This window comes from Streptomyces sp. NBC_01717 (assembly GCF_036248255.1).
In the GTDB taxonomy this organism is placed as follows: Bacteria; Actinomycetota; Actinomycetes; order Streptomycetales; family Streptomycetaceae; genus Streptomyces.
Genome location: NZ_CP109178.1, coordinates 1207669 through 1229957 on the forward strand (window position 1 = coordinate 1207669; position 22289 = coordinate 1229957).

Genomic DNA, 22289 nt, shown 5'->3' on the forward strand with positions numbered 1-22289 from the left:
CGGTGCTGTCGGGGCGGGGCGCGGCTGACCTCTGACGGGGCGAGTCAGATCGGTGCACAGGTGCCACTTGTCCTGGGCCGACGATTCCTCAGCGTCGCGTATCGCAAGGAGCAGGTCGAACTGAGACCGCCCCGCATCGGAAGACCATCCAGCGCGGCGTACAACCCTGAGTGAACTTCGGATGTCTTCTAGGCGAGTGCATACGGGCATTGCCCTCACCGCACCACCCCACGGGGAGGCCGGACATGATCCCACGCCGTTCTGCGGCGGGCGCGACGGCGCTGTCCGGCGCTCCCGGACACCTGCACCGCTCTGTGCTTCGGCGTCTCGCTGGGGAATCGGCCATGCGTCTCCGCCGACCGCGCCCACGCACAATCCACCGCCGCTGACCAGGACGCGGTAGGCAACCCAGGAGACCAAGGAGGTTCTTGTGCGTCACATCAGAAGCGCGGCCCTTTCGGCCGCGGCACTCCTCACCCTCGGTGGCGGCGCCGTGTTCGCGGCCCCCGCCGCAGAGGCAGCAGTGCCCTTTCCGTCCATCGGCTGGCAGCAGCACAACTGCGACTACGACGGCAACGGTTTCGACGACGTGCTGATCGGCGCCCCGGGCGCCACGGTGAGCGGCGCCGCGGGCGCCGGCTACGTCACCGTGCAGTACAGCTCGTCGAGCGGTCTCAGCACCACCAAGAAGAGCATCCTCCACCAGAACACCTCGGGCGTCCCGGGTGGTGCCGAGGCCGGCGACCGCTTCGGGCAGGCCGTGGCCTCCGGCGACCTGGACAACGACGGCTACGACGACGCGATCGTCGGTATCCCCGGCGAGGACCTGGCCGGGCTGTCCAACGCGGGCGGCGCCGTCGTCTTCTGGGGCTCGCCGACCGGGCTGCACGGGGCCGACAGCACCTGGCTGGAGAACCCCGACCAGCTGCGGGCCGGCGCGAACTTCGGGCGGGCGATCGAAGCTGCCCGGTACTTCGCCCCGGACCCGGCACACCCGGACGCCAACCTGCGGGACAGCGTTGCCGTCGTGGAGAACGACTCGCTGCTGTTCTTCACTGCCCCGCCGGGGGCAGCGACCCAGCAACTGAAGCTCGCGGACAAGGGAGTCCGGGCTCTGGACGTGGTCCCGATGGGGACCGGCTTCGCCCTGCGGAGCCTCAGCCACGGCAACTACAACGAGGACTCCTGGGCGGACCTGGCGATTTCCGGGGTGACCACCGGAGACCAGCCGGGCATCGGCGCCACCCAGGTGCTGCACGGCGCACCCAGCGTCGAGGCGCTCACGGACGGCGGCACGTTCGAGGGCGGTCCCGCAGTGGTCTCCAGCGACTTCAACCACGACGGTCAGGACGACCTGGCCATCGGCGACACGGGCGTCGACTCGCCCGTCGGCGGAGCCGTCTCCGTCTATCTGGGCCAGGGCGACCTGTCCGGCCTCGACCCGACCCCGGCGCAGACATGGACGCAGGACTCCCCGGGCGTACCCGGCGCAGCCGAGGCCGGCGACCGGTGGGGCGCCGAGATGTCCTCCGGCGACACCAACGGCGACGGCATGCCGGACCTGGCCATCGGCGCGCCCGGGGAGGACATCGGCTCCGTCTCCAACGCGGGTGCGGTCTGGACGCTGCGCGGCGCACCGGGCGGACTGACGGCGTCCGGTGCGCGCAGCTTCGACCAGAATCACCCCGACATCCCCGGCGGGGCGGAGGCCTCGGACGCCTGGGGCGGCCAGGTGCGGCTGGTCGACGCCAACAGCGACGGCCTCTTCGGCCTGCTGGCGGCGGCACCGGGCGAGAACACCGACGACGGCTTCGTCTGGGTCATCCCCGCGTCGTCGTCGGGGCTGGTCGCCAAGGGCACGTGGACCTACGACGGGGCACGCCTCGGGGCGCCGGTGGCCGACGCGCAGTTCGGTGCGGCGATCGACGAGTAGCGGAAGCCTCAAGAAGGGCCGGGGATTCTCCGGGAATCCCTGGGGTCGGACCAGCCGTCCGGTCGCCGAACGTGGCGTTGTGCCCGTGACGATGCGGGCACAGCGCCACGAACCAATCTCCGGGAGACTTGTGCGGCCCACCGCTTCCGCGTCACGCTGACGACCACCGACGCGCCGCGCACAGCGGAGCACACCTCCCGAAAGTTCCGCCGGGCCCGGAGTCTTGCCAGGCTCAACCGTGGAGACGCGCTCTCTGCATCGCGGCAAGTCGCCGCACCACACCGATACCCAGCACTCCTGCGAGGACATGGAGCGCGGCCCCGGCCATCTCTGTTGAGAGTGGGCCCCGGGAGGTGGAGGGAAAGGCGAGAAGCTGCGCGGCCACGAAGAGCAGCCACCACGACGTCAGCAGTGCATCGGTACGCCGCGGCCTGTCGGGCGGAGAGCTGGCGGCCCAGATGTCATTGATGATCCGCTTGGGCAGGAAGAAGCAGGCGACCGGCACCAGCCACGCGCCTGTGGTCCAACCGCGTTTCATCCGGTGTCCGCGAGGCGCCAGCGCCTCGGCGTTCACCCGCATCTGCCACAGCCAGCGAAGGAAGACGATTCCGGTCACCAGGAAGGTGAGCAGCCTCATGCCGGTGAGGTTGCCGACCCACATCTCCCTCTGGACGGCGGCATACGAGCCGTCAGCAGCGCGAAAAAACCGCAGTTGAGCGATGAGCAATGCGGCATTCACCAGCACGCAGACCCCGAGCGCTGCCATGACCACGGTCGTCATCGCCCTCGGCACGAAGAGCGGCTCGCGCTCGGTCGATGGCGCGGGCGGGGATATGGCGACGGCGTCGTCGTGATTCACAGGGACGGAACCTAATGCCGCGCTCGGTATCCAGTCCAGCTTGGACTCTCCCATGGTCACAGGCCGGGCTCTGCCGTTCGGAAGGGTGTCGGCGACCGGCCGACGGGCGGCACTGTCCCGGCTGTCGCGTCGAACCCGCCCGCCGACCCCGGTCCCGGTCGCCGGGATGATGCGCCGCTACCGGGCAGGCCGCAGTTGGTTGCCGCGGATCAGTGGGTTTCCCCGTATGCGGCCGCCATCAGTGCTCGCAGGAGGAGCCGGAATTCGGTGTCGTCGACAGCGTGAATGACGCGCTGCAGTTGGATGGGGGCGCGCCCTACGAGGGACGCGGCGAACTCCAGCACGGCCACTTCGCTGCTCGATGCCTTGTGTGCCGGGGGTCTGTCGGCGAGCAGGAGCAGCCCCACCGCGTTCCAGTCGATGGAAGGGCGAGGTCCGGCATGTTCGAGGAGCGGTTGGCCGGCCGCGTCCGCGAGTTCCTGGTCCTCGAAGAAACGCCGGAGCCAGTAGCCGTCGTGGTGGGCACCGAGGAGGCGTGTCGCCGCCCTCATCTGTTCGCTGCTCACACCCTGCAGCAGGTCGTCGGCGAGCTCCTTGCCCGTGATGCCGCGGGTGGCCATGAGCATCGGCGGTCTCCGTTCCTCGGTGGTCGAGGCCAGGTCGGCCCTGCTCCACTGTGCCCGGCCGCGCCCTCCCGCCCCGGCGTACACGCCGAACGATCTGCCGGGCATACTTTTTGCCTGCACACATTGCTGTTCAGGACTCGATCCGATGCGTTGCCGTCAGGGCATCAGCACGCTCTTTCAGACGGTGTGCAGTCGGAGCCCCGGGTGTGTCCCGCGCCGGGATCCGTCAGGAGGTGGTTGCCGGGTGCGGATCGCCGAGGTACGGGAACCGGTCCAGGGTGTCGGTGTGCGGCGTCAGACCGGTGGGCGGCGCCTCGTTCTTGGTGAGGAACGCGACGCGGATGTCGATGACGTCTTCCGTGAATGTCCGGCCATTCGGGTACGCGGCAGGCTTGGACGGGTCGAAGTGCAGCACGTCCGGCAGCAGGCCGTGCTCGTCGAGCGCGGTGATCGCCTCCTCACGCGAGTAGCCGCCTGTGTGGCCCAACAGGTGGACGAACTGGTCCGTCCACCTGGCCCGGTCGTTGACCGGCTCGCTGGCGTTGTACTCCTCCTTCGTGTCGTCGGTGTTGAAGAAGCTGCTCATCGACGGGTGCCCGGCCCGGTCCGCGTGGACGAGTTCGCCGTCGCGCAGGACGCTGCACCGCCCCCAGATGTGCAGCTCGGGCCTGGGAGCCAGCTCCGCGGTCGGCAGTTCGACGGCCATGGAGAAGACGTTGGCCGTGCTGTTGGAGTCGACGCCGACCCACGGGGACTTTCCACCCAGATGTGGCGCGGTGAAATTCCGGTTGCCGCTGGTGTCGAACAGGTTCTTGATTCCGTCGAAGTCGAAGAAAAAGGCGTCACTGCGGCTACCGGCGGCCACCTTGTAGTCGCCGCTGCTGACCACGTTGGCCTGGGGGCCGAAGGAGACGGCGGCGTCCGACACGATCTTGGTGCCGACCGCCTCGGGCCTGCGGGACTCCGCACCGGTTGCCACGAAGACGCTGTAGGTCTGCGAGCCGTCAGCCGCCGGCGGGCTGAAGACCCAGCTGAAAGCGACGTCCGTCAGGTAATCGCCGTCGTTGTCGATATTCAGGCGATATACGGCGTCGGGGTGCAGGGCATCTGCGTTGGGATTGGCGTTGAGGATGAGAACGGTCCTGCTCGGATCGCCGGGTGCCCCGAAGGCGTACAGGTCGCACAGATCGAGGCGCTGGTCGCCGAGTGGCGGCCCAAGGCTGAGGCCGGTGAAGTGGTTGGACATGTCAGGCCCTTCCATTGCTCGCCCGTCGGAAAACCGCTAGTACGCTCGAACGGTCGTTCCGGGGCGCGTGAGGTACACCCACACCTGGGCGGTGCATCCACGCTAGCCGCCACACCATTCCGACCATCGAGGGCGAAGGCACAGCCGTCAAACAACCCTCGAATGGGTCACCGACAGGCGGAAGGCGATCGTCTCGCGGTCCGAGAGCAAGCCTTCAGCCTTCAGAGGGTCGCCGATCCGTTGATCAACTCATAAAAGAGACACGCTCCAAGGGCCGTCCGGTAATCCCCTGGTGGATCAGCGTGCTGCGTCGGATGCGGTACATCGCAAGGCGGAGGGGCGTCGTCGTGCCGGTCGTATTCGGGCGTCCCGACAACGCAGCGAGGTGCCGTAGCTGTCGTCGTGCGCCCGCCAGGGATTACGGGACGGCCCTCAGGGGGCGACGGGCAGCTGACGCTTGTGGTCGGTGAGGCGGTAGCGGCGGACGATTGTTTCGAGGGCCCGCTCGTCCACCGGCTTGCCCTCCAGGAAGTCGTCGATGTCGTCGTAGGTGACCCCGAGCGCGTCCTCGTCGGCCTTGCCCGGGTCGAGGGTTTCCAGGTCGGCCGTCGGGGTCTTCCACACCAGCTCGGCGGGCGCGCCCAACGCGTCCGCGACGGCGCGCACCCGGCGCTTGGTCAGGCCGGTCAGCGGGACCAGGTCGGCGGCGCCGTCGCCGAACTTGGTGAAGAAGCCGGAGACCGCCTCGGCGGCGTGGTCGGTGCCGACGACCAGGCCGTCGTGCGCGCCGGCCACCGCGTACTGGGCGATCATGCGCTGCCGGGCCTTGATGTTGCCGTGCACGAAGTCCTGGTGGTGGGCGTCGCGGTAGCTCACGCCGGCGGCCAGCGAGGCCTCGAGCGCGGCGTCACTCGCGGGCTTGATGTCCACGGCCAGCACGTGGTCGGCCTGGATGAAGGAGAGCGCGAGCTGGGCGTCGTGCTCGTCGGCCTGGACCCCGTAGGGCAGCCGCATCGCGTAGAACCGCGCCTCGTGCCCGGCGGCCCGGGCCCGCTCGACGGCGAGCTGGCACAGCCGGCCGGTGGTGGTGGAGTCGACGCCGCCACTGATGCCGAGCACGAGGGAGCGCAGACCGGTGGAGGTCAGTCGCTCGGCGAGAAAGGCCACCCGGCGTTCGATCTCCCGCTCGGCCTCGAAGTTCTCGGCGACCTGGAGATCCCGGGCGATCCCCTGCTGCAGGGCGATGGACGCCGGCTCGCTCACGTCTGCTCCTTGTTCCGGTTCACGGTGCTCTGTCGCGCCCACTTTACCGAGTAGGGCTTTGTTCCGTGTCGGGGCCGGTGGGACGACCTCACCGTCGGCGGTGTCGGCCCGTTCACCACCGACCCGACACCGTCATCCTGCACATCCGCGAGGTGAAGGACCGACTCACCACCGAGCCGCCACTGGTCGCCCAGGGACCCGACATGGCCGGAAGGGCTACCGGCCCTGCTGATGCCATCCGGCTCGGGCTGAGCAGTAGCCACCCCAGCGGGGCGCGACAACGCGTGAACCGCGGCCTGACCTGGGCGCCCGATTCGGTCTCGAGCCGAGTCAGCGGTCGGTTCGGCTTGCATGCCGTGCGGGGCTCAGTGCACGGAGAAGCCGCCGTCGACGAAGATCGCCTGCCCGGTGACGTAGCCGGAGGCGCGGCCGGCCAGGAACACCGCCGCTCCGGCGAAGTCCTCGGCCAGGCCGTTGCGCCCGACCATCGTGCGCGCCGCCAGCGCCGCCACCTTCTCCGGGTCGGACGACAACCGCGCATTGAGCGGGGTCATGACGAAACCGGGTACCAACGTGTTGCAGGTGACGCCGTGTGGCGACCACGCCTCGGCCTGAGAGCGGGCCAGCGACTCCAGCGCCCCCTTGGAAACCCCGTAGGCGCCGCTCTGGACGAACGCCCGGTGCGCCTGCTGGGAGGTGATGTGGATGATCCGGCCGAAGCCCCGCTCCGCCATGCCGGGCCCGAACCGCCTGCCCAACAAGTAGGGCGCCTCCAGGTTCACCGCCATCGTGGCGTCCCACGCCTCCTCGTCCAACTCGTCCATCGGCGGCCGAAGATTGATCCCGGCACTGTTGACGAGAATGTCGGGCTCGCCGAACACCTCCGCGGCCTGCTCCGCCGCCGCGCGCACCCCGTCGCGGGTGCTCAGGTCGGCGCTCACCCAGGCCGCCCGGCAGCCGTCCGCCGCCAGCTCGTCGACCGTGGCGGCCAGTTCCGATTCCTTGCGCGCCACGATCACCACGCTCGCCCCCGCTCGCGCGAGAGCCCCGGCGATGGCTCGGCCGATGCCGGAACTGCCACCCGTCACCACGGCGACCCGGCTGTCCAGCGAGAACAGCTCGGAGAGATAGGTTTGCGAGATCATGCCCGCACCCTACGGGCTGTCCACGGCGACAGCGCCGCCCAGGCTGTGGCAGGCCGGCCTCCACTGAACATGGGTGGGCGGATGCGGGTCGAGGCGATGTCGGCCGGCAGCCCGGCGGCGGCGCAGTGGTAGGCGCGATGGTCGGTTCGCCCCCGGTCGCGAAGGCCCGTTCCTCACCCACCCGGTCGGCTTTGCAGCGGCCGGGATCCTCCGTCCAGGATCTGGGCAGATACAACTCCCGGTTCACCAGGGCCGGCCCTGGTCGTGGTCGGTGAACTGGGACACGACAGGTAATGCCTGGTCAGAGGCGGTCAGCTGCTTTTGCATGGCCTGCCGTGGTGTGCGCATACGGCTTACGCCACGCGGCCACCCCAAGTCGAGATCATCTGCGCTCGGATCCGGAAAGGGAACGTCGGCCCAACACTGTTCATCCGGAGTATGGCGGCCGGGGAAAACCTCGAATCCATCGCCGATTTTCACGGACGGATCTCCGGCACACGACGTTAATATCGCGACCTGTCCACCCGACTGAAACCGCGAGGCACCCGTGGCACCGCTCAGCAAGCTCTACCTCCAGCTCGACGATGTCGAACTTCCGGACGCGATCCCTTACTCCCAGGTGAGCGCATGGGAATTGCGCTTTCTCTACCTGTTGGGACGCCATCGGCTGACTGGAGAGGGCAAGGTGATCGAGCTCGGGTCGGGCGGCGGCGGATCGACGTATGCGTTCGCTCTCGGTCTGAAGGAGAACCCGGACTTCGACGAGAAGACCAACAAGCTGCACGCGTACGACTTCTTCCGGGTCGGGAAGGGCACCTTCGCCTCCGAGAAATTCTTCTCGGCCGGCGTCGCGCCCGAGGACACGAACTCCTTCCTCGACGACTTCAAGGACAAGCTGAAGCCCTTCATCGACTTCATCGAGCTGCACCCCGGCGACATCTGGCAGACCTCCGACCCCGAGGACCACAGCCCCATCGAGTTCCTGCACGTCGACATCGCCAAGACGGCGCGGGTCTTCCGCTGTGTGGCCGAGCGTTTCCTGCCCCGCCTGGAGCCAGGCTCCGTGCTGCTGCACCAGGACTTCGCCAGCCCTCGGCTGCCGTGGCTGCATTACAGCACCGGTCTGCTGCTGCCGTACATCGAGATCGCCGGGCCGCCCATCCGCTCCACACTCGCCTTCGAGGTGGTCAAGCCGATCCCACAGGACGTGCTGCGGGCCATAGCCGAGGACGCCTTCGACATCGACGAGAAGCTGAAGCTGATGTCGGACGTCCAGGACGTGGTCGACCGGGACTACACCGGCGGAATCCCGTTCAAGGCCGTGATCGAACTCGCCAAGGCCTACGTCGCCCACTACGAGGGTGACCACCGCCGCGCCTGGAAGATAGCCAAGCCGCTGACCTCGAACGAATACCTGAGCCGGACCCGCAAGGACCACTTCGCCCAGCTGGAGAAGGCGCTGAACCAGGCCAAGCCCAACGGCGGATCCTCTCGTCTTGCCAGGCTGATCAAGAAGGTGAAGCGCGGGGCGTAGCCACCGGTCGGTGCCGGGGGCGCCGAAGCGCCCATCCTTGGCCTCGGATACTGAGGACATGGAATTCGTCGTCCTCATGACCCTGCCCGGACTGGTCATCCTGCTGACCGTGCTGGCTTTCGCCGATCAGTTGTTGTTGCGCGCCGGGCGGGCCGGCGTCCTGCCGTGGCGGAACGCGGCACGTCAGGGCCAGATTTCGGCAACCGGGTTCGAGCAACTGCACGCGAGTCTTTCGCCGGGGAAGCAGAACGAACTCAAGGAGCGGCAGTCGGCACTGCTGATGCGGGATGACGAGGAGGACGGAGCTCCGCCGAACCGGACAACGGTGGACCTGGCGAAAGGGACCGCGGTCGTCCGGATGCCGCGGACCGACAAGTAGCGGACCGCTCACCGTTCGTTGGCCTGCGACCGGCACAGTGGAGGAACGCTGGTGTGTACTAACCGGCGTCCAACGGCCGTTCGAAGAAGGTCTCCAGAACCACCGTTGCCTGCGTCCCGCTGACCCCGTCGATCGCGTACAGGCGGCGCAACACGTCCTGGAGCCGCTCGGTGGTCGCGGTGCGCACCTTCACCAGGACGGCAGCGCTGCCTGCGATGACGTGCGCCTCCTGAATCTCCGGCACGGCGGCGAAGTCCTCGGCACGGTCGCCCATCCACGCCGTCGAGTCGACCAGCACGAAGGCGAGGACTGCGCGGTCGAGCGCCGCGGGGTCGACGTCGACCGTCGTGGCCCGGACGACCCCCTGTTCCCGCAGCTTGCGCACCCGCTCGTGCGCGGCACCCGCCGACAGGCCGACCGCCTTGCCCAGTGCGGCATACGACTGGGTGGCGTCCCGCTGGAGCAACGCAATCAGCTGACGGTCGATGTCATCCACTGGTTTCATGCAAAAACCATACCTGGTTCGGCTATATGCATGTTACGTTGAATCATATTCTGGTCAATCCTTCTGAGAGGACGCCATGCCCGCCGACGGTCTGTACGAGATCCTGGATGATCGCTTCCGTACCGAACGCTGTGCGAACGGCGACAGCAGGCTGGAGGTCCTGCACGACGGCTGCCGCTGGGCCGAGGGTCCGCTGTACCTCCCTGCCTGGCGCCAGCTGATCTGGAGCGACATCCCGAACGACCGCATCCTGCGCTGGGACGAGGCCACCGGCACGGTCGGCGTCTTCCGCACCCCGGCCGGCCACAGCAACGGCAACACCCTCGACCGGCAGGGCCGCCTGGTCACCTGCGAGCAGGGCAACCGCCGCGTCACCCGCACCGAGCCCGACGGGACCGTGACCGTCCTCGCCGACCGGTACGCCGGCAAGCGGCTCAACAGCCCGAACGACTCCGTCGTACGCTCCGACGGCACGATCTGGTTCTCCGACCCGGACTTCGGCATCACCAGCGACTACGAGGGTCATCGCGCCGACTCCGAGATCGGCGCGTGCAACGTGTACCGGATCGACCCCGCGACGGGGGACGTACACCTCGCTGCCGACGGGTTCGAGGGCCCCAACGGCGTGATCCTGTCCCCCGACGAGAAGCGACTGTACGTCTCCGACTCGCGGACCGCCCGGATCCACATGTTCGACATCCGCGAGGACGGCACCCTCTCCGACGGGAAGGTCTTCGCCGAGGGCCGGGGCAACGTCCACTTCGACAACATCCGCTTCGACGACGAGGGCCGCCTGTGGGCCGCCGCCCTGGACGACAGCGTCCACTGCTACCACCCCGACGGCACCCTCATCGGCCGGCTGCGCGTGCCCGAGCCCGTCTCCAACATCACCTTCGGCGGCCCGAAGAACAACCGCCTGTTCATCACGGCCACCACCTCCCTGTACTCGCTGGTGATGTCGGTGACCGGGGCGCCGCGCCTCTAGTAGGGCTTGGTCAGCTTCACTCGTGGGTGGCGTGTCTGCTTGTTGGTGAGTGTCGTTGAGGTGGTGTGACACCTGAAGAGATGGCCGGGGTCCGGGAGGACCTGGAGGCATTCACGACGGAGATGTTCGACGGGTTCTTCCGTGCGGATCAGCGGCGGTGGGGGCAGGTGTATGTGCGTGGGCTGCTGCTGGAGGGTCGGCGCAAGTCGGTGGAGCCGATGGCGGCGCGTCTGGGCGAGGACGGCAACCGGCAGGCACTGGCCCACTTCGTGACTACCAGCCCGTGGGATCCAGCGCATGTGCGGGCCCGGCTGGCCTGGAAGATGCAGGATGTGATCGGTGCGGAGGCGCTGATCGTCGATGACACCGGCTTTTTGAAGGACGGGGACGCCTCGGCGTGTGTGTCCCGGCAGTACACCGGCACCGCGGGCAAGGTCACCAATTGTCAGGTCGGGGTGTCGTTGCACCTGGCCCGCGATCATGCCTCGGCCGCGGTGAACTGGCGGCTGTTCCTGCCCGCTTCCTGGGATCCGGGCTCGCCGGAGGCGGATGCGGACAAGGTCGCCCGCCGGGGCCGCTGCGGCATTCCCTCCCAGGCGGGGCATGTGGAGAAGTGGCAGCTGGCCCTGGACATGATCGATGAGACCCGCTCGTGGGGCATCGACCTCCCCTTGGTCGTCGCGGACGCCGGATACGGTGATGCCGCCGCCTTCCGTCTGGGCTTGGAGGAACGCAACCTGCCTTATGCGGTGGGCATTTCTTCCCGCCACACCGCCCATCGGGCCGGCGCCCGGCCTGTCCAGCCTGCCTATGCGGGCACCGGCCGGCCACCGAAGATGCAGTATCCCGAGCCTGCACAGACCATGAAAAATTTGGTCATCGCGGCCCGGCCGGGCTGCTGCGAGACCGGTGTCCTGGCGGGAAGGATCCCGGCCAGGCCAGGGCCAAAGCGGCTTCAAGCGCATGCACTCACGCTTCGTCGCTCTGCGCGTCCGACCGGCCGGACGCGGTGCCCGCACAGCCGGCGACGGTCCAGAACTACCAGAGCGCTGGCTGCTGGCCGAATGGCCCGCCACCGAGCCCGAGCCGGTGCAGTTCTGGCTCTCGAACCTGCCTTCCGGGATGCCGCTGGCCACACTGGTGCGGCTGGCCAAACTACGCTGGCGCATCGAGCACGACTACCGCGAGATGAAACAGGCCCTGGGACTTGCCCACTTCGAAGGCCGCACCTGGAACGGCTGGCATCACCACGTCACCCTCGTCTCCGCAGCTCATGCCTTCTGCACCCTGCAACGACTGGCACACCACCCAAAAGACTCAGCGCAGGTCTGAGCCTCTACCAGGTCCTCCGCGAACTCCAGACACTCCTCGCCCTCTGGGTCGGCGCCTGCCCCACCTGCCACCGCAACATACCCACCCCCATACGAACCTGACCAAGCCCTACTAGGGCCTCTCCTTTGGATCACGCCGGGCTCGCGGGGCCTGGCACGCACATCTGCCGCGTCGTCGCCGGCTTCGACCCGACCGGACCGGCGCCGGGACGGGGACCTTGGACCGGGACCTCAACCGGGGCTCAGACCAGGGGTGGTGGCGGCGCGAGGCGAGTGGGAGCGGAGCGGGTGCGCGTACTCGGGCGGGCTCCTCACACGCTCGCCGCTCACCCGTCCTGCCCACCGACCACGCCCGCGTCATGAGCGATCAGCCCGGCTTGAGTCCGGTTCATGCAGCCCAACTTGTCCAGCATCCGTGACACATACCCCTTGATCGTGGCCTCCGACAGGTACAGCCGCGCGGCGATCTGTGCGTTGGACATGCCCTCGCCGAGGCAGGCCAGTACCTCGACCTCCCGCTCGGTCAGCGACCCCACGAGCTCCCGTGCGCGATCGCGGGCCGAGAGGCTCTCGGTAGACGCCGCGATCAGCCGACGAGCGGCCGTCGGCGACAGCACCGTATGCCCTTCCGCGGCCACCCGGACGAGCCCGATCAGCTCCTCCGGCGGGGTGGACTTGACCAAGAACCCCGTCGCCCCCGCCCGCAGGGCGCGCAGGACGTACTGGTCTGCGTCGAACGTCGTCGGCACCACGATGGCCGGCGGGTCGGCGAGCTCGGTGATGCGCTCGATCGCGGTGAGGCCGTCCATGCCGGGCATACGCAGATCCATGAGCACGACATCCGGCCGGTTGCGCACGACCGCCTCGACACCGGCCGCCCCGTCGTGCGCCTCGTCGACGACGTCCAGGTCGTCGGCCGAGCCGAGAATCGTGCGCAGGAACCGGCACACCATCGGCTCGTCGTCCACGACGACCACTCGGACCATGGGGAGTCACACCGCCAATTCCGCAGTCGGTACGTACGCGGGCAGCGTGGCCTCGACGCAGAACCCGCCGTCCGGAGTGCACCCGGCACGCAACGTACCGTGCACGAGTTCGATGCGCTGCCGGAGGTTGGCTATGCCCAGGCCGGAGCCGGTGCCGACCAGGGCGCTGCTCGGCCGGCCGGCGGTGTGTTGCGGATCGTGAGCCGCACCTGCGCCTCGTCGTACGCGACCCGAACCGTCACCCGCGCACCGGGCGCGTGCTTGCGCACATTGGTCAGCGCCTGCTCGAGGCGTTCGGCGCGCAGACCGGGTTCGCCTGGAAGAGCCTCGGCGTGCTGCTCGTCCGGGGGCGGCCGGGGCGGTCGTCGCCGTCCGACGGTTCCGCTGGGAGCCGCGGCCGGAGTGAGAGTTCTGCCAGGTGTGGAGCGGCCGGTCCGGCCCTGTCGCGGGTGGCACCAGTTCAACACCTGACCGTTCCGACCGACGTTCTTCGACGCGGGCCGGGCGTGGGGCAGGATGGAGCCATGAGCGTCGTCAAGATCAACGTACTCACTGTCCCCGCCGAACAGCGCGAGACCCTGGAGAAGCGCTTTGCCTCGCGCGCCCACGCGGTCGAGAACTCGGACGGCTTCGAATGGTTCGAACTCCTCCGCCCTGTCGAAGGCACTGACAACTACCTGGTGTACACGCGGTGGCGCGACGAAGGGTCGTTCAAGGCGTGGATGGAGGGCCCGATGAAGGAGGCGCATCAGGGGGGCGGCGAACGACCGAAGCCTGCCGCAAGTGGGTCGACGCTGTGGTCCTTCGAGGTCGTGCAACAGGCCGCGCCAGAAGGAAAGTAGCTGCAAGCAGGATCGCAGGCCAGGGTGTGTGCCCCGATCATCCGGGGCGAGCGGTGACGCCCTGCGCCTCGCCTGCGTCGATCGGGCGGCGTCTGGTACGTCGATACGTTCGGGAGTCGGTGCGGCCTTCATCGTCGGCCGGGTGTGGCCATCACTTGCCACTCCGCCAAGTCGTTCGCCCTCGCCGGCGAACGCGCTCACGGAGCGGACAACTCCTTGAGGTGTGCTGGGTGATCCAGCGGGCGCACTCCGTTCCTCCCCCCAGGACCGACAGCAGGATGAGGGCGGCGGCCAGCAGTGCCTGAGATCCGCACGCCACTGGTAGGTCAGCCCGGTAGAAGCCGTAGCCGACCGCCACAAGGCCGGTCGGCCCGACGGTCAGCACCAGGATGAGCCGGGCCGTCGCGCCAGGAGGACGTGCTCCCCCTGCAGCCCATTGCTTGAGGCCTTCGGCGAACCAGAACGCGGCGAGGGCAGCCACCTCCAGCGCTGTGAGCAAGGCTGCCGAGCCAAGGTCCACGGTCCACATGAGCATGTGCACCATGCTCCGCGAGCGGACCGCTTCGGGCCTGAGTACGGCTACTCAACCGGCCCGGATGCCGCACGCACTCCTCACGTGCGGCCTGTTCCGCATACGGCAGCGTCAACTCGGCCTTCGGCCGCCCCCGTCCGTGCCATGGGACGGGCTTATGCGTCCGAACAGAGCACCGACTCAGGACACCAGGAGCCGGGCGAGTTCGGTCGGCTTGCTGACCATCGGCCAGTGACCTGAGTCGATGTCCACGAAGTCAAGGTGCTTGGCCTTGGCGAGCTCGGGTACGTGACCTGCGCCGATCCACTCCTGAGCCTGGGCGGGGGTGAATTCGGGGCACACGAGTACGACCGGGACGTCGAACCGTCGCTCGTCCACCAGACGCACCAGCCCCTTGGTCACCCCTGTGGGGACGGGAATCGCAGCAGCCGCGATGCTGCGCCTGGCATCTTCATCGAGGTCGGCCGAGTCCGGCCCCTCGAACGGGCCCCAGCCGGGGAAGGGCATGACACCGTCCTTCGCCTCGAAGAGGTCGGCGTAGGGCTCCCCGTCGGCGGCCGGGAAACCGCCGATGAGGACGACTTCGGCCACCTTCTCCGGTCGCGCGTCGGCGGCCAGCCAAGCCAGGGTGCAGGCTGCGGAATGCCCCACCACCATGGGCTTTTCGGACGCCGCGTCCAGGGCCGCGAGCACTGCCGCCACCTGGTCGTCGAGCGTGGCCGACGCAGATCCGTCGCCCTGACCGGGGAGGGTGAGCGGCACGGGGCGGTGGCCGAGTGCCTCCAGCGTGGGCACGACATCGTCCCATGCGGATCCGTCGAGCCAGAGGCCGGCGATGAGCAGGATGTCCATGGTCAGTTCTCTTTCTCCAGGGAGGTCAGATCACGTTCGGCATAAAGCCGGTGTTCCCATTCCTCGTTGAGGACGATGCTGAGACATACCTTGAAGGGGAAGTTTTCCATCCGGGGCCAGCCGGGCTCGGTGCGCGTCACCGCAGAGGCGAGTTGCTCGTCGGTGAGTGACTCCATGACGTGGCGGACCATGGCCTGGCGTTCGCGTCGGACCGTGAGCACCTCGTCGAGCGAGGGTCGGACCTCGCGGTCCCACGGGATACCGTCCCAGCCGGGCGCCTCGTCCCACGGCAGGTCCAACTGGTGCCACGGCGAGGGGTTGCCGAGAATCATCCGGCCCACCCAGGCGGCGCCGGCGAAGTTGAGGTGCCGAAGGGTCTGGATGAAGGACCACTCGTCGTCGATGCTGCGATGGAGCGCCGCTTCGGGGAACGTCCTCGCACGCGCGACGGTGTCCTCCCAGAGCCGCTCCAGGATTGCCCACGCCTCACGGAACCCGTCGGTGTCGTCGGGGCGCATCTTCGCCCGCTCGGGCATGCGGCGGTTCAGTTCGGCGTCGACGAGCGGTGCGATGTCGACGCCGTTCACCACGACGTTCTTCAGCTCGCCGCTGATCTCGACGTCGACCAACTCGACGCCACGCATGCGGCTCTCATGGAACAGGGCGCCGCGGACCTGCGCCCCGGTGAAGTCGACTGCCTGCATGCGGACGTCATTCAGGGACACCTGGGTGAAGGTGGCACCCCGGAGGTTGACGCGCTCCAAGCGCGCTCCGGTGAGGTCCTGCTCGCGGAACTCGGTCATGAACGTCACCCTAGGACCAATTCCGGACGATCTACTTCCTGCTTATCTCGTGCCCATCTAATCTGCTGGGGTGCCGACCGACTCCAGCCCCACCGCACGAGCTCTGCGCTCCATCGAGATCCTCCGGACCCGCCCCGGCGTGACGGCCGACGAACTCGCCGCGGCTTTGGGAGTCACGGAGCGGGCGGCGCGTCGGTACGTCGAGATCCTCCGAGAGGCGGGCATCCCCGTTGAGTCGGCCCGGGGCCGACATGGCGGGTACCGGCTGGGGCGCGGGACGAGGCTGCCTCCGGTCGTCTTCACGGAGCACGAGGCACTCGGCCTGGTCATGGCGGTCCTCGACGGCCGGCCGGCCGCCGCCGATGTCGACGACCTCGTCGGTTCCGCCCTGGGCAAGGTCATCCGGGCACTGCCCGAGAGCGTCGGCCGACAAGCAGCGGTGCTGCGAGAGCACGCGTCAGCTGCGCCCGACCGGTACTCGGCCCGTACGGATCCCTCCATCACCAGCGCACTCGTGTCAGCCGTCGCGGCCCGACGTCGAGCGCTGATCACGTATCGGAGCGAGTCCGGCAACGAGTGGGAGGCCGAGGTGGATCCCTGGGCGGTCGTCGTCCGCCACGGGCGCTGGTACCTCCTGTGTCACTCCCATCGCGCTGACGCGATCCGCACCTATCGGGTCGACCGGGTCCGCGCGGTTCAGCAGACCGCCCACGGGTTCGATCCGCCCGATGGCCTCGACCCGGTGGCAGCGGTGGAAGAGAACCTGGGCACCGGGTGGGAGTTCCCCACCCACGTAGTGTTCGACGCTCCACTGGCTGAGGTGGCGCCATGGATCCGGCCTTCGATGGGGCGACTTGAACCATCGGGAGAGGGGTGCGTGCTCGTCGGCAGCACGAGCAACCCGGCGATGTACGCGCAGGAGTGGTTGGCGAGCGTGCCGTTCCCCTTCCGCGTCGACGGCGGGCAGGAACTCCGTGCCGCGGTCGCGACGCTCGCGGCACGATTCGCTGCCGCCCTGGCGGACCAACCCTGACGGCGATTTCGAAGGACTTGGTCGACGCATTGCGCCAAGTCGGTGCGCAACGGCCAGGGGCGGAAAAGCACATCGCGGCGCGGGCACAGCATCGGCGGTCACAGCCAGCCGTTGCGCTTGAAGCCCCGGTGGATGACGAGGCAAGCGGTCGCGATGACGACCAGAGCGACCGGGTAGCCGAAGCGCCAGTGCAGTCCGGGCATGTGCTCGAAGTTCATGCCGTAGACGCCACACACCATCGTCGGCACGGCGATGATCGCGGCCCAGGCGGTGATCTTCCGCATGTCCTCGTTCTGCGCGACGGTGACCTGGGCGAGGTGGGCCTGGAGGATGGAGTCGAGCAGCGCGTCGAAGTCGGTGATCTGCTCGATGACGCGGGCCAAGTGGTCGGCGACGTCACGGAAGTACGCCTGTATCTCATGGTCGATGGAGCGCATCGACTCAGTGGTCAGCACGTGGAGGGGGCGGCCGAGCGGGACCACAGCACGCTTGAGTTCCAGAAGCTCGCGCTTGAGCTGGTAGATGCGCCCGACGTCGGCGCTCCGCGAGCCGTGCGGTGAGAAGACGTCCGTCTCGACCTGGTCGATGTCGTCCTGGACGGCATAGGTGACGGTCAGATAGTCGTCGACGACTTGGTCGGCGATGGCGTGGAGCACAACAGCCGGTCCCTTGGCCAGTTGCCGTGGGTCCTCCTCGAGGCCTTCGCGCAGGGAGCCCAGGGAGCCGTGGCGTCCGTGCCGTACGGTCACCACGAAGTCGGGTCCGGCGAAGACCATGATCTCTCCGGTGTCCACCACCTCGCTGGTGGCGGTCAGTTCCGCGTGCTCGACGTAGGCGACCGACTTGAAGACGGCGAACAGGACGTCGCCGTACTGCTGGACCTTGGGCCGCTGGTGGGCGTGGACGGCGTCCTCGACGGCGAGCGGGTGCAGACCGAACAGCTCGGCAACCCGCACGAACTCCGCCTCGGTGGGCTCGTGCAGGCCGAGCCATACGAAGCCGTCGCCGCGTTTGCGTACCCGGGCGACGGATTCCTCGACGCTGGGGGCGGCCTTCTGGCGGACGCCGTCGCGGTAGATGACGCAGTTGACCACGGTGGAGCCCAGCGGCGAACGGGCCGGGTGGCTGAGGTCCACAGGGCGCCCCCGCCGCGCCAGACGTGCGACTTTGCGCAGGCTGCCGACCATCGACATGAAGTACTCCTTCGCCAGGTGCGGGCCAGTGTGCCAGGAGAAGGTAAAGGGGACGTCAGAGCCTGCGGCGACCCGCTCGTACACACCAAGCCGAACGACGCCTGACCCGGGGTTCCGTTCCAAGGCGCCCTGTGGGTTCTGCCCGAAAGCTCGGAGACCACGCTGACCAGGAACGCCGTGGTCCGTCAGCGTCGCGTTACGGGGAGGGGGCCTGGCGTCAAGCATCCGTCAGTGCGGCGGCTCATCGCCGGTGGGCGGGCATAGCTTCGATGAAGCGCCCGGCCGGACCGACCGGGCGCCGCCAGTCGCCTTCTGCGAGGAGCAGGACCATGTCTCCAGTCGAGTTTCCCGAGGACCCCGAGCCTTCTGAACGGTTCCCGGCCGGACTTCTCTACGTCCCTGTCCGGTCGGGGCCCGCTGGATGTACGTCCCGGTTCTTCCGCACCCCCCTGGGCGGCCGCACCGCCGTCGGATTCACCTCCGCGGCGAAACTCACCGCCACTCTGGGCACGGACCAGCCCTCCATCAGGCTCTCCGAACCCGCACTGCGCGCTCTCGCGGCCCCCCTGGGCGTGACCGCCCTCACCGTCGACCCGCAGTTCTCCGCCCCCGCGACAACCCCTTCGGTCTCCAGGGACATCGAACGCGCGAGCTCCTCGCATACATGGCATCCCCAGCACGTCGGTGCCCTGCGAGTGACCGGCGCCGCTGCCGTCGTCGCATGTCTGAATCTGCTGATCGGCTGAGGAGGCGCCACATGTCAGTTTCCGTTCTCTGACACCACCCCCCACACCCGGCGTCCACCAAACCCCCCTCACGGCGGACGCCACCCCACACACACCACCAATGGCCCGAAAGGCCACCAGATGTGCTCGAGCAGCTCGTCGACCGCGAGGTGCCCCTCTCGGGCTCGCTCAAGCGTGCGATCATCGCGGCATTGTCCGAAGTGTGAGGCATTGTGCCTGTTACCCGATTTACGTGACACCGGTGGCGGAGCGCGGGGTGGTGTGCCACGGCGTGCGGAGGTGCCGGAAAGGGCTTGTTGCCGCGGGTGGCCGGGATGGTTGCCGTGCCCAGTGAATGTCAGGGGCACGCCCGTGCGGGGTCTGTGATCGGTACAGTCATCGGTTACGGAAATATCCGCATTTTGTAACGCAGGCTGAAGCCTGTGCCGACAGGCGGACGGGTGGTTCAGAGTGTGGGTCCTCGGCTTGTTGAGCCGGGACCCGCACCGCGCAACATGGCTCCGACCTGGGCCTGGGCGCCTCTACTTGAGGGGACATCACGTGTCTGCTTCTCGTACTGTCCGTCGTCTCGTCGCTACCGGTCTGGCGGCCGGTTCCCTTGTCGCCGTCGTGGCGATGCCGGCATCCGCCGACAACGGCCACAACCGTGACCGTCACCACCAGACGTACTCCCGTGTGGTGCTCGGCAGCATCCAGTACAACAGCCCGGGCCGTGACGACCACTCCAACCGTTCACTGAACGGGGAATGGGTCGAGGTCACCAACACCGGCTACCGGCCGGTGAACCTGGACGGATGGACACTCTCGAACCGGGACGGCAACCGTTACCGCTTCGACGACCTCCGCCTGGGCGCCCGGGCCACCGTCCGCATCCACACCGGACGCGGCCACGACACCCGCGCCAACGTCTACCAGGACCGCCGCACCGACTACATCTGGAGCAACTACTCCGACAAGGCCACCCTGCGCGACAACCACGGCCGGACCGTCGACACCAAGTCCTGGGGCCGCGACCGCGACCACCGCACCAACGACCGCGGACACCGCCGCTGACCTGACCCCCACCCGCCACTGACAGCCGACCCCCTCCCGGAACCGCTGCGTGCCGCCACCCCCCGCCCCCGAAGTGGCGGCACGCAGCCCGCGCGCACACCTGCCTCCCCTCGGGCGGGATGGGCGCGGGCCTGTCGTCGGTCGACAGGCCACCCCAGGAGCCAGGACAGCAGCACCTGACGAGCAGCCGCCGTCGCACCTTGGTTCGGTGCGACGGCGGCTTTGTCGGCAGGGCTGTTACTAAAGCTCCCGCTCAATCTGGTTCTCGCCGATCTTCTCTTCGCGCATGGTCATCTCGTTCTGGACGGCATAGCGAGTCTGCGGCCCGCTGCCCTCGGCCTGCCGGATCTCGCCTCGCTGGATCTCGTCCTGGTGGTCCCGGTACTCCACGTGCTGTCCCTTGCGGTAGGGCATGGGAAATCTCCAAGTCTCGTGTAGGTCGGCGAGGGGGATCGGCCCCAGCTCGTTCGGTGGGGGATGCCCCTCTTGGCGCCCGCGACCATCACTGGGCGCACTGACAGCCCACTCCCAACTCCGCCCTCCAGCAACCACAACGGGCCGAATGGAGGACCCCCCTGCCCTCCCGACCCACACCGCGCTGATGGTGATCAAACCCGTCGATGACAGGGGTCCAGGCCCGCTGTCACATGACAGCCGGGACGGGCAGCACCGCACCGGTCTCAAGGTCCGTACACCGGATCTCCAGGGACCTGACGTCGGCACTGACGACCGTGACGACTCGGTGAAGATCGCAGCTCGCCCGGTCGGGGCGTGAGGACCGAAAGCGATGTGGGCGGGCTGCGTCACTCCAACGGCCCACACCTGCCCGGCCTGGTGGCGGCACGTGGCCATGTGCAGCGGCCGGGCACGTGCGGGCAGGGGCCGGACGCAGCTGTCCAACGAGTGAGTCGAAGGAGCCAAACGCAAGAGCCGGCGCGCAATCGAAAGGGACAGCGGTCGGGTCGGCGGTGCCGAAGCGGGACAGGTCTACGGATGCGGCTCGCTCACCGCGCGACGTGCAGCCGCCCAGCCGCGAGTCACGTCGCGCCCCTCGGGGCTACCGTGCAAGCTGCGTGGTCAGCCGGACATGGGCGCTCTGCTCCCCGAATCCCCGGTAGCCCTCGTCCCGCTGGACGAGTTCGAAGAAGACGTTTCCGATGGTGCTGGTGCAGCAGTGCCGGAACTGGCCGTTCTCGTCACGGTCGTAGAACCAACCATTATGTGGTGGCCGGCCGTCGGGCGCCGGCAATCTGCTGACCTGGCCTGCCACAGCAACGCTGTGACCTTGGACTTGAACGTGGTCGTACCCCGTGCGGCAGAACGCCCTACGCTGACCACCATGTCGTCTCAGGTGCCGATCAGCGACGAGCTGCGCTCCGTAGTGGGCTCCCCCACGCAGGCCACGCTGCTGGACAGTAGTCCGCGCTCCCGGGTGTGGCGGGTGGAGTTGCGCGGTGGGAGCCGGGTGATCGTCAAACAGATCGCCGACGGAGGGGGCACCGGGCCCGACGGCAATGCGCGCTATGCGCGGGAAGTCGCCGCGCTGCGGCTTGCCGCACGCGCCACCCGACCGACCGTCGCGCCGACGCTGCTCGGAACGGACCCGGCGTCCCGAGTGATGGTCCTGGAGCACCTGGACAGTCCCGGAGCGGCTGACGACTGGATGCCCGGCTATGCCGAGGCCCTCGCCCGGCTGCACTCACTCACCGGGCCGACCGACACAGGCACGCTTCCCACGTGGTCCGGACCGACGGCCACCGACGCCGAGTCCTTCATCGCCCTCGCCGAAGCGCTTGACGTCCCCGTCCCACCGGCAGTGCCGAACGAACTCGCCGCCCTGATCGACCGGCTGGACCCCACGCCCCATCATGCGCTGCTCCACGGAGACCCCTGCCCCGGCAACGATCTGCGCACCGCCACCGGCGTCCGCTTCGTCGACTTCGAACAGGCCTCGCTGGGCAACGGCCTCGTCGAACTCGCCTACTTCCGCATCGGATTCCCGACCTGCTGGTGCGCCATGTCGGTCACCGGCACGCCGCTTGCGGAAGTCGAGGACATCTACCGTGCCACCTGGCGGAGCCTCACCGGCACGGACGTCCCCGGGGACCTCGCCGACGCCTGCGCCGGTTGGCTGATCCGAGGGGACGCGCTCGTCGAACGCGCCCACCGCGAGTCGGTCGACCACCTCGCACGGGTACCGGCAGAGGACTTCGAGTGGGGCTACGTCTCCGCTCGGGAGCGCCTCGTCCACCGGCTCGGCGTAGTCGCCGACCAAACCCGCGACCACGACGACCTGTACGCACTCGGTCATCTCAGCGCGGCAATGGCCGTACGCCTGCTGGAACGCTGGCCCACATTGCGCCCGCTGCCCGCGCAGGACACACGCCCCTGGCACTGACGGTCCTACGCGGTCGAAGAGTGTGTCGGCCAAGGACTCGGGGAC

The 22289-nt window shown here is 68.5% G+C and carries 24 protein-coding genes and 2 pseudogenes; 11 read left to right on the forward strand and 15 right to left on the reverse strand.

Annotation, left to right across the window (positions count from 1 at the left end; all coding sequences use genetic code 11):
• The first annotated feature begins 430 nt into the window (after nt 1–430).
• On the forward strand, nt 431–1933 hold the full coding sequence (locus OHB49_RS05650; protein WP_329158435.1) for an FG-GAP repeat protein: 1503 nt from the start codon (nt 431–433) through the stop codon (nt 1931–1933).
• A 232-nt stretch (nt 1934–2165) separates the two neighbouring features.
• Here OHB49_RS05650 and OHB49_RS05655 read toward each other — a convergent pair whose 3' ends face one another.
• The 6 genes and pseudogenes from OHB49_RS05655 to OHB49_RS05680 all read right to left on the reverse strand — a co-directional run.
• Nucleotides 2166–2846, reverse strand: coding sequence for a DUF4328 domain-containing protein (locus OHB49_RS05655; RefSeq protein WP_329158436.1), 681 nt, complete (start codon nt 2844–2846; stop codon nt 2166–2168).
• Nucleotides 2847–3001: 155 nt separating this feature from the next.
• The gene (locus tag OHB49_RS05660; RefSeq protein ID WP_030977593.1) at nt 3002–3523 is read right to left on the reverse strand and encodes a hypothetical protein; all 522 of its coding nucleotides are present in this window, start codon (nt 3521–3523) and stop codon (nt 3002–3004) included.
• A gap of 121 nt (nt 3524–3644) precedes the next feature.
• A complete protein-coding gene (locus tag OHB49_RS05665) occupies nt 3645–4664 on the reverse strand; it encodes a DUF4331 family protein (RefSeq protein ID WP_329158439.1) in 1020 nt (339 codons plus the stop codon).
• Nucleotides 4665–5096: 432 nt separating this feature from the next.
• Nucleotides 5097–5927: an ammonia-dependent NAD(+) synthetase gene (gene nadE / locus OHB49_RS05670; protein WP_329158441.1), complete on the reverse strand. Its 831-nt coding sequence runs from the start codon at nt 5925–5927 to the stop codon at nt 5097–5099.
• A 365-nt stretch (nt 5928–6292) separates the two neighbouring features.
• The gene (locus OHB49_RS05675; RefSeq protein WP_030977598.1) at nt 6293–7072 is read right to left on the reverse strand and encodes an SDR family NAD(P)-dependent oxidoreductase; all 780 of its coding nucleotides are present in this window, start codon (nt 7070–7072) and stop codon (nt 6293–6295) included.
• Between the two features lie 145 nt (nt 7073–7217).
• Nucleotides 7218–7331 (reverse strand): annotated as a pseudogene (locus tag OHB49_RS05680) (IS701 family transposase); the annotation flags it as partial.
• Between the two features lie 288 nt (nt 7332–7619).
• Here OHB49_RS05680 and OHB49_RS05685 point away from each other — a divergent pair.
• Together OHB49_RS05685 and OHB49_RS05690 are read left to right on the forward strand one after the other, a co-directional pair.
• Nucleotides 7620–8606: a class I SAM-dependent methyltransferase gene (locus OHB49_RS05685; protein WP_030977600.1), complete on the forward strand. Its 987-nt coding sequence runs from the start codon at nt 7620–7622 to the stop codon at nt 8604–8606.
• A 58-nt stretch (nt 8607–8664) separates the two neighbouring features.
• Nucleotides 8665–8985: a DUF6191 domain-containing protein gene (locus tag OHB49_RS05690; protein ID WP_030977603.1), complete on the forward strand. Its 321-nt coding sequence runs from the start codon at nt 8665–8667 to the stop codon at nt 8983–8985.
• 58 nt (nt 8986–9043) lie between these two features.
• Here OHB49_RS05690 and OHB49_RS05695 read toward each other — a convergent pair whose 3' ends face one another.
• Entirely contained in the window at nt 9044–9481 is a 438-nt protein-coding gene (locus OHB49_RS05695) for an Lrp/AsnC family transcriptional regulator (protein WP_329166374.1), read from the reverse strand.
• 85 nt (nt 9482–9566) lie between these two features.
• Between OHB49_RS05695 and OHB49_RS05700 the strand changes: the two genes are divergently transcribed.
• The 3 genes and pseudogenes from OHB49_RS05700 to OHB49_RS45805 all read left to right on the forward strand — a co-directional run bounded on the left by OHB49_RS05700 (nt 9567) and on the right by OHB49_RS45805 (nt 11807).
• On the forward strand, nt 9567–10475 hold the full coding sequence (locus tag OHB49_RS05700) for an SMP-30/gluconolactonase/LRE family protein (protein WP_030977606.1): 909 nt from the start codon (nt 9567–9569) through the stop codon (nt 10473–10475).
• Between the two features lie 122 nt (nt 10476–10597).
• Nucleotides 10598–11473, forward strand: a pseudogene (locus OHB49_RS05705) (IS701 family transposase); the annotation flags it as partial.
• Between the two features lie 124 nt (nt 11474–11597).
• Complete coding sequence (locus OHB49_RS45805) at nt 11598–11807, forward strand: transposase (protein WP_443079629.1); 210 nt, start codon at nt 11598–11600, stop codon at nt 11805–11807.
• A 325-nt stretch (nt 11808–12132) separates the two neighbouring features.
• On the opposite strand, the gene OHB49_RS05710 is transcribed toward OHB49_RS45805, so the two are convergent.
• Together OHB49_RS05710 and OHB49_RS05715 are read right to left on the reverse strand one after the other, a co-directional pair.
• Complete coding sequence (locus OHB49_RS05710; RefSeq protein ID WP_329158448.1) at nt 12133–12792, reverse strand: response regulator transcription factor; 660 nt, start codon at nt 12790–12792, stop codon at nt 12133–12135.
• Between the two features lie 131 nt (nt 12793–12923).
• Nucleotides 12924–13256, reverse strand: coding sequence for a hypothetical protein (locus tag OHB49_RS05715; protein ID WP_329158450.1), 333 nt, complete (start codon nt 13254–13256; stop codon nt 12924–12926).
• 60 nt (nt 13257–13316) lie between these two features.
• Here OHB49_RS05715 and OHB49_RS05720 point away from each other — a divergent pair, with 60 nt between their 5' ends.
• Nucleotides 13317–13634: an antibiotic biosynthesis monooxygenase family protein gene (locus tag OHB49_RS05720; RefSeq protein WP_030977609.1), complete on the forward strand. Its 318-nt coding sequence runs from the start codon at nt 13317–13319 to the stop codon at nt 13632–13634.
• 151 nt (nt 13635–13785) lie between these two features.
• Here OHB49_RS05720 and OHB49_RS05725 read toward each other — a convergent pair whose 3' ends face one another.
• From OHB49_RS05725 to OHB49_RS05735, 3 genes are all read right to left on the reverse strand, one after another.
• Complete coding sequence (locus OHB49_RS05725; protein ID WP_329158453.1) at nt 13786–14169, reverse strand: hypothetical protein; 384 nt, start codon at nt 14167–14169, stop codon at nt 13786–13788.
• A 177-nt stretch (nt 14170–14346) separates the two neighbouring features.
• Nucleotides 14347–15018, reverse strand: coding sequence for an alpha/beta fold hydrolase (locus tag OHB49_RS05730; protein WP_329158455.1), 672 nt, complete (start codon nt 15016–15018; stop codon nt 14347–14349).
• 2 nt (nt 15019–15020) lie between these two features.
• Nucleotides 15021–15821: a DinB family protein gene (locus OHB49_RS05735; RefSeq protein WP_329158457.1), complete on the reverse strand. Its 801-nt coding sequence runs from the start codon at nt 15819–15821 to the stop codon at nt 15021–15023.
• 70 nt (nt 15822–15891) lie between these two features.
• On the opposite strand from OHB49_RS05735, the gene OHB49_RS05740 reads away from it, so the two are divergent.
• Entirely contained in the window at nt 15892–16854 is a 963-nt protein-coding gene (locus OHB49_RS05740; RefSeq protein WP_329158459.1) for a helix-turn-helix transcriptional regulator, read from the forward strand.
• 98 nt (nt 16855–16952) lie between these two features.
• Here OHB49_RS05740 and OHB49_RS05745 read toward each other — a convergent pair whose 3' ends face one another.
• The gene (locus OHB49_RS05745) at nt 16953–18047 is read right to left on the reverse strand and encodes a magnesium and cobalt transport protein CorA (protein WP_329158461.1); all 1095 of its coding nucleotides are present in this window, start codon (nt 18045–18047) and stop codon (nt 16953–16955) included.
• A gap of 329 nt (nt 18048–18376) precedes the next feature.
• On the opposite strand from OHB49_RS05745, the gene OHB49_RS05750 reads away from it, so the two are divergent.
• Complete coding sequence (locus OHB49_RS05750) at nt 18377–18793, forward strand: SAV_915 family protein (protein WP_329158462.1); 417 nt, start codon at nt 18377–18379, stop codon at nt 18791–18793.
• 540 nt (nt 18794–19333) lie between these two features.
• Complete coding sequence (locus OHB49_RS05755) at nt 19334–19846, forward strand: lamin tail domain-containing protein (protein ID WP_329158463.1); 513 nt, start codon at nt 19334–19336, stop codon at nt 19844–19846.
• 240 nt (nt 19847–20086) lie between these two features.
• Here OHB49_RS05755 and OHB49_RS05760 read toward each other — a convergent pair whose 3' ends face one another.
• Nucleotides 20087–20260 carry a hypothetical protein gene (locus OHB49_RS05760; RefSeq protein ID WP_158711307.1) on the reverse strand — a complete coding sequence of 58 codons (174 nt, stop codon included), beginning with the start codon at nt 20258–20260 and terminating at the stop codon, nt 20087–20089.
• Nucleotides 20261–20903: 643 nt separating this feature from the next.
• A complete protein-coding gene (locus OHB49_RS05765) occupies nt 20904–21095 on the reverse strand; it encodes a hypothetical protein (RefSeq protein WP_329166827.1) in 192 nt (63 codons plus the stop codon).
• A 90-nt stretch (nt 21096–21185) separates the two neighbouring features.
• Here OHB49_RS05765 and OHB49_RS05770 point away from each other — a divergent pair, with 90 nt between their 5' ends.
• Nucleotides 21186–22244, forward strand: coding sequence for a phosphotransferase (locus OHB49_RS05770; protein ID WP_329158465.1), 1059 nt, complete (start codon nt 21186–21188; stop codon nt 22242–22244).
• The last annotated feature ends 45 nt before the right edge of the window (nt 22245–22289 follow it).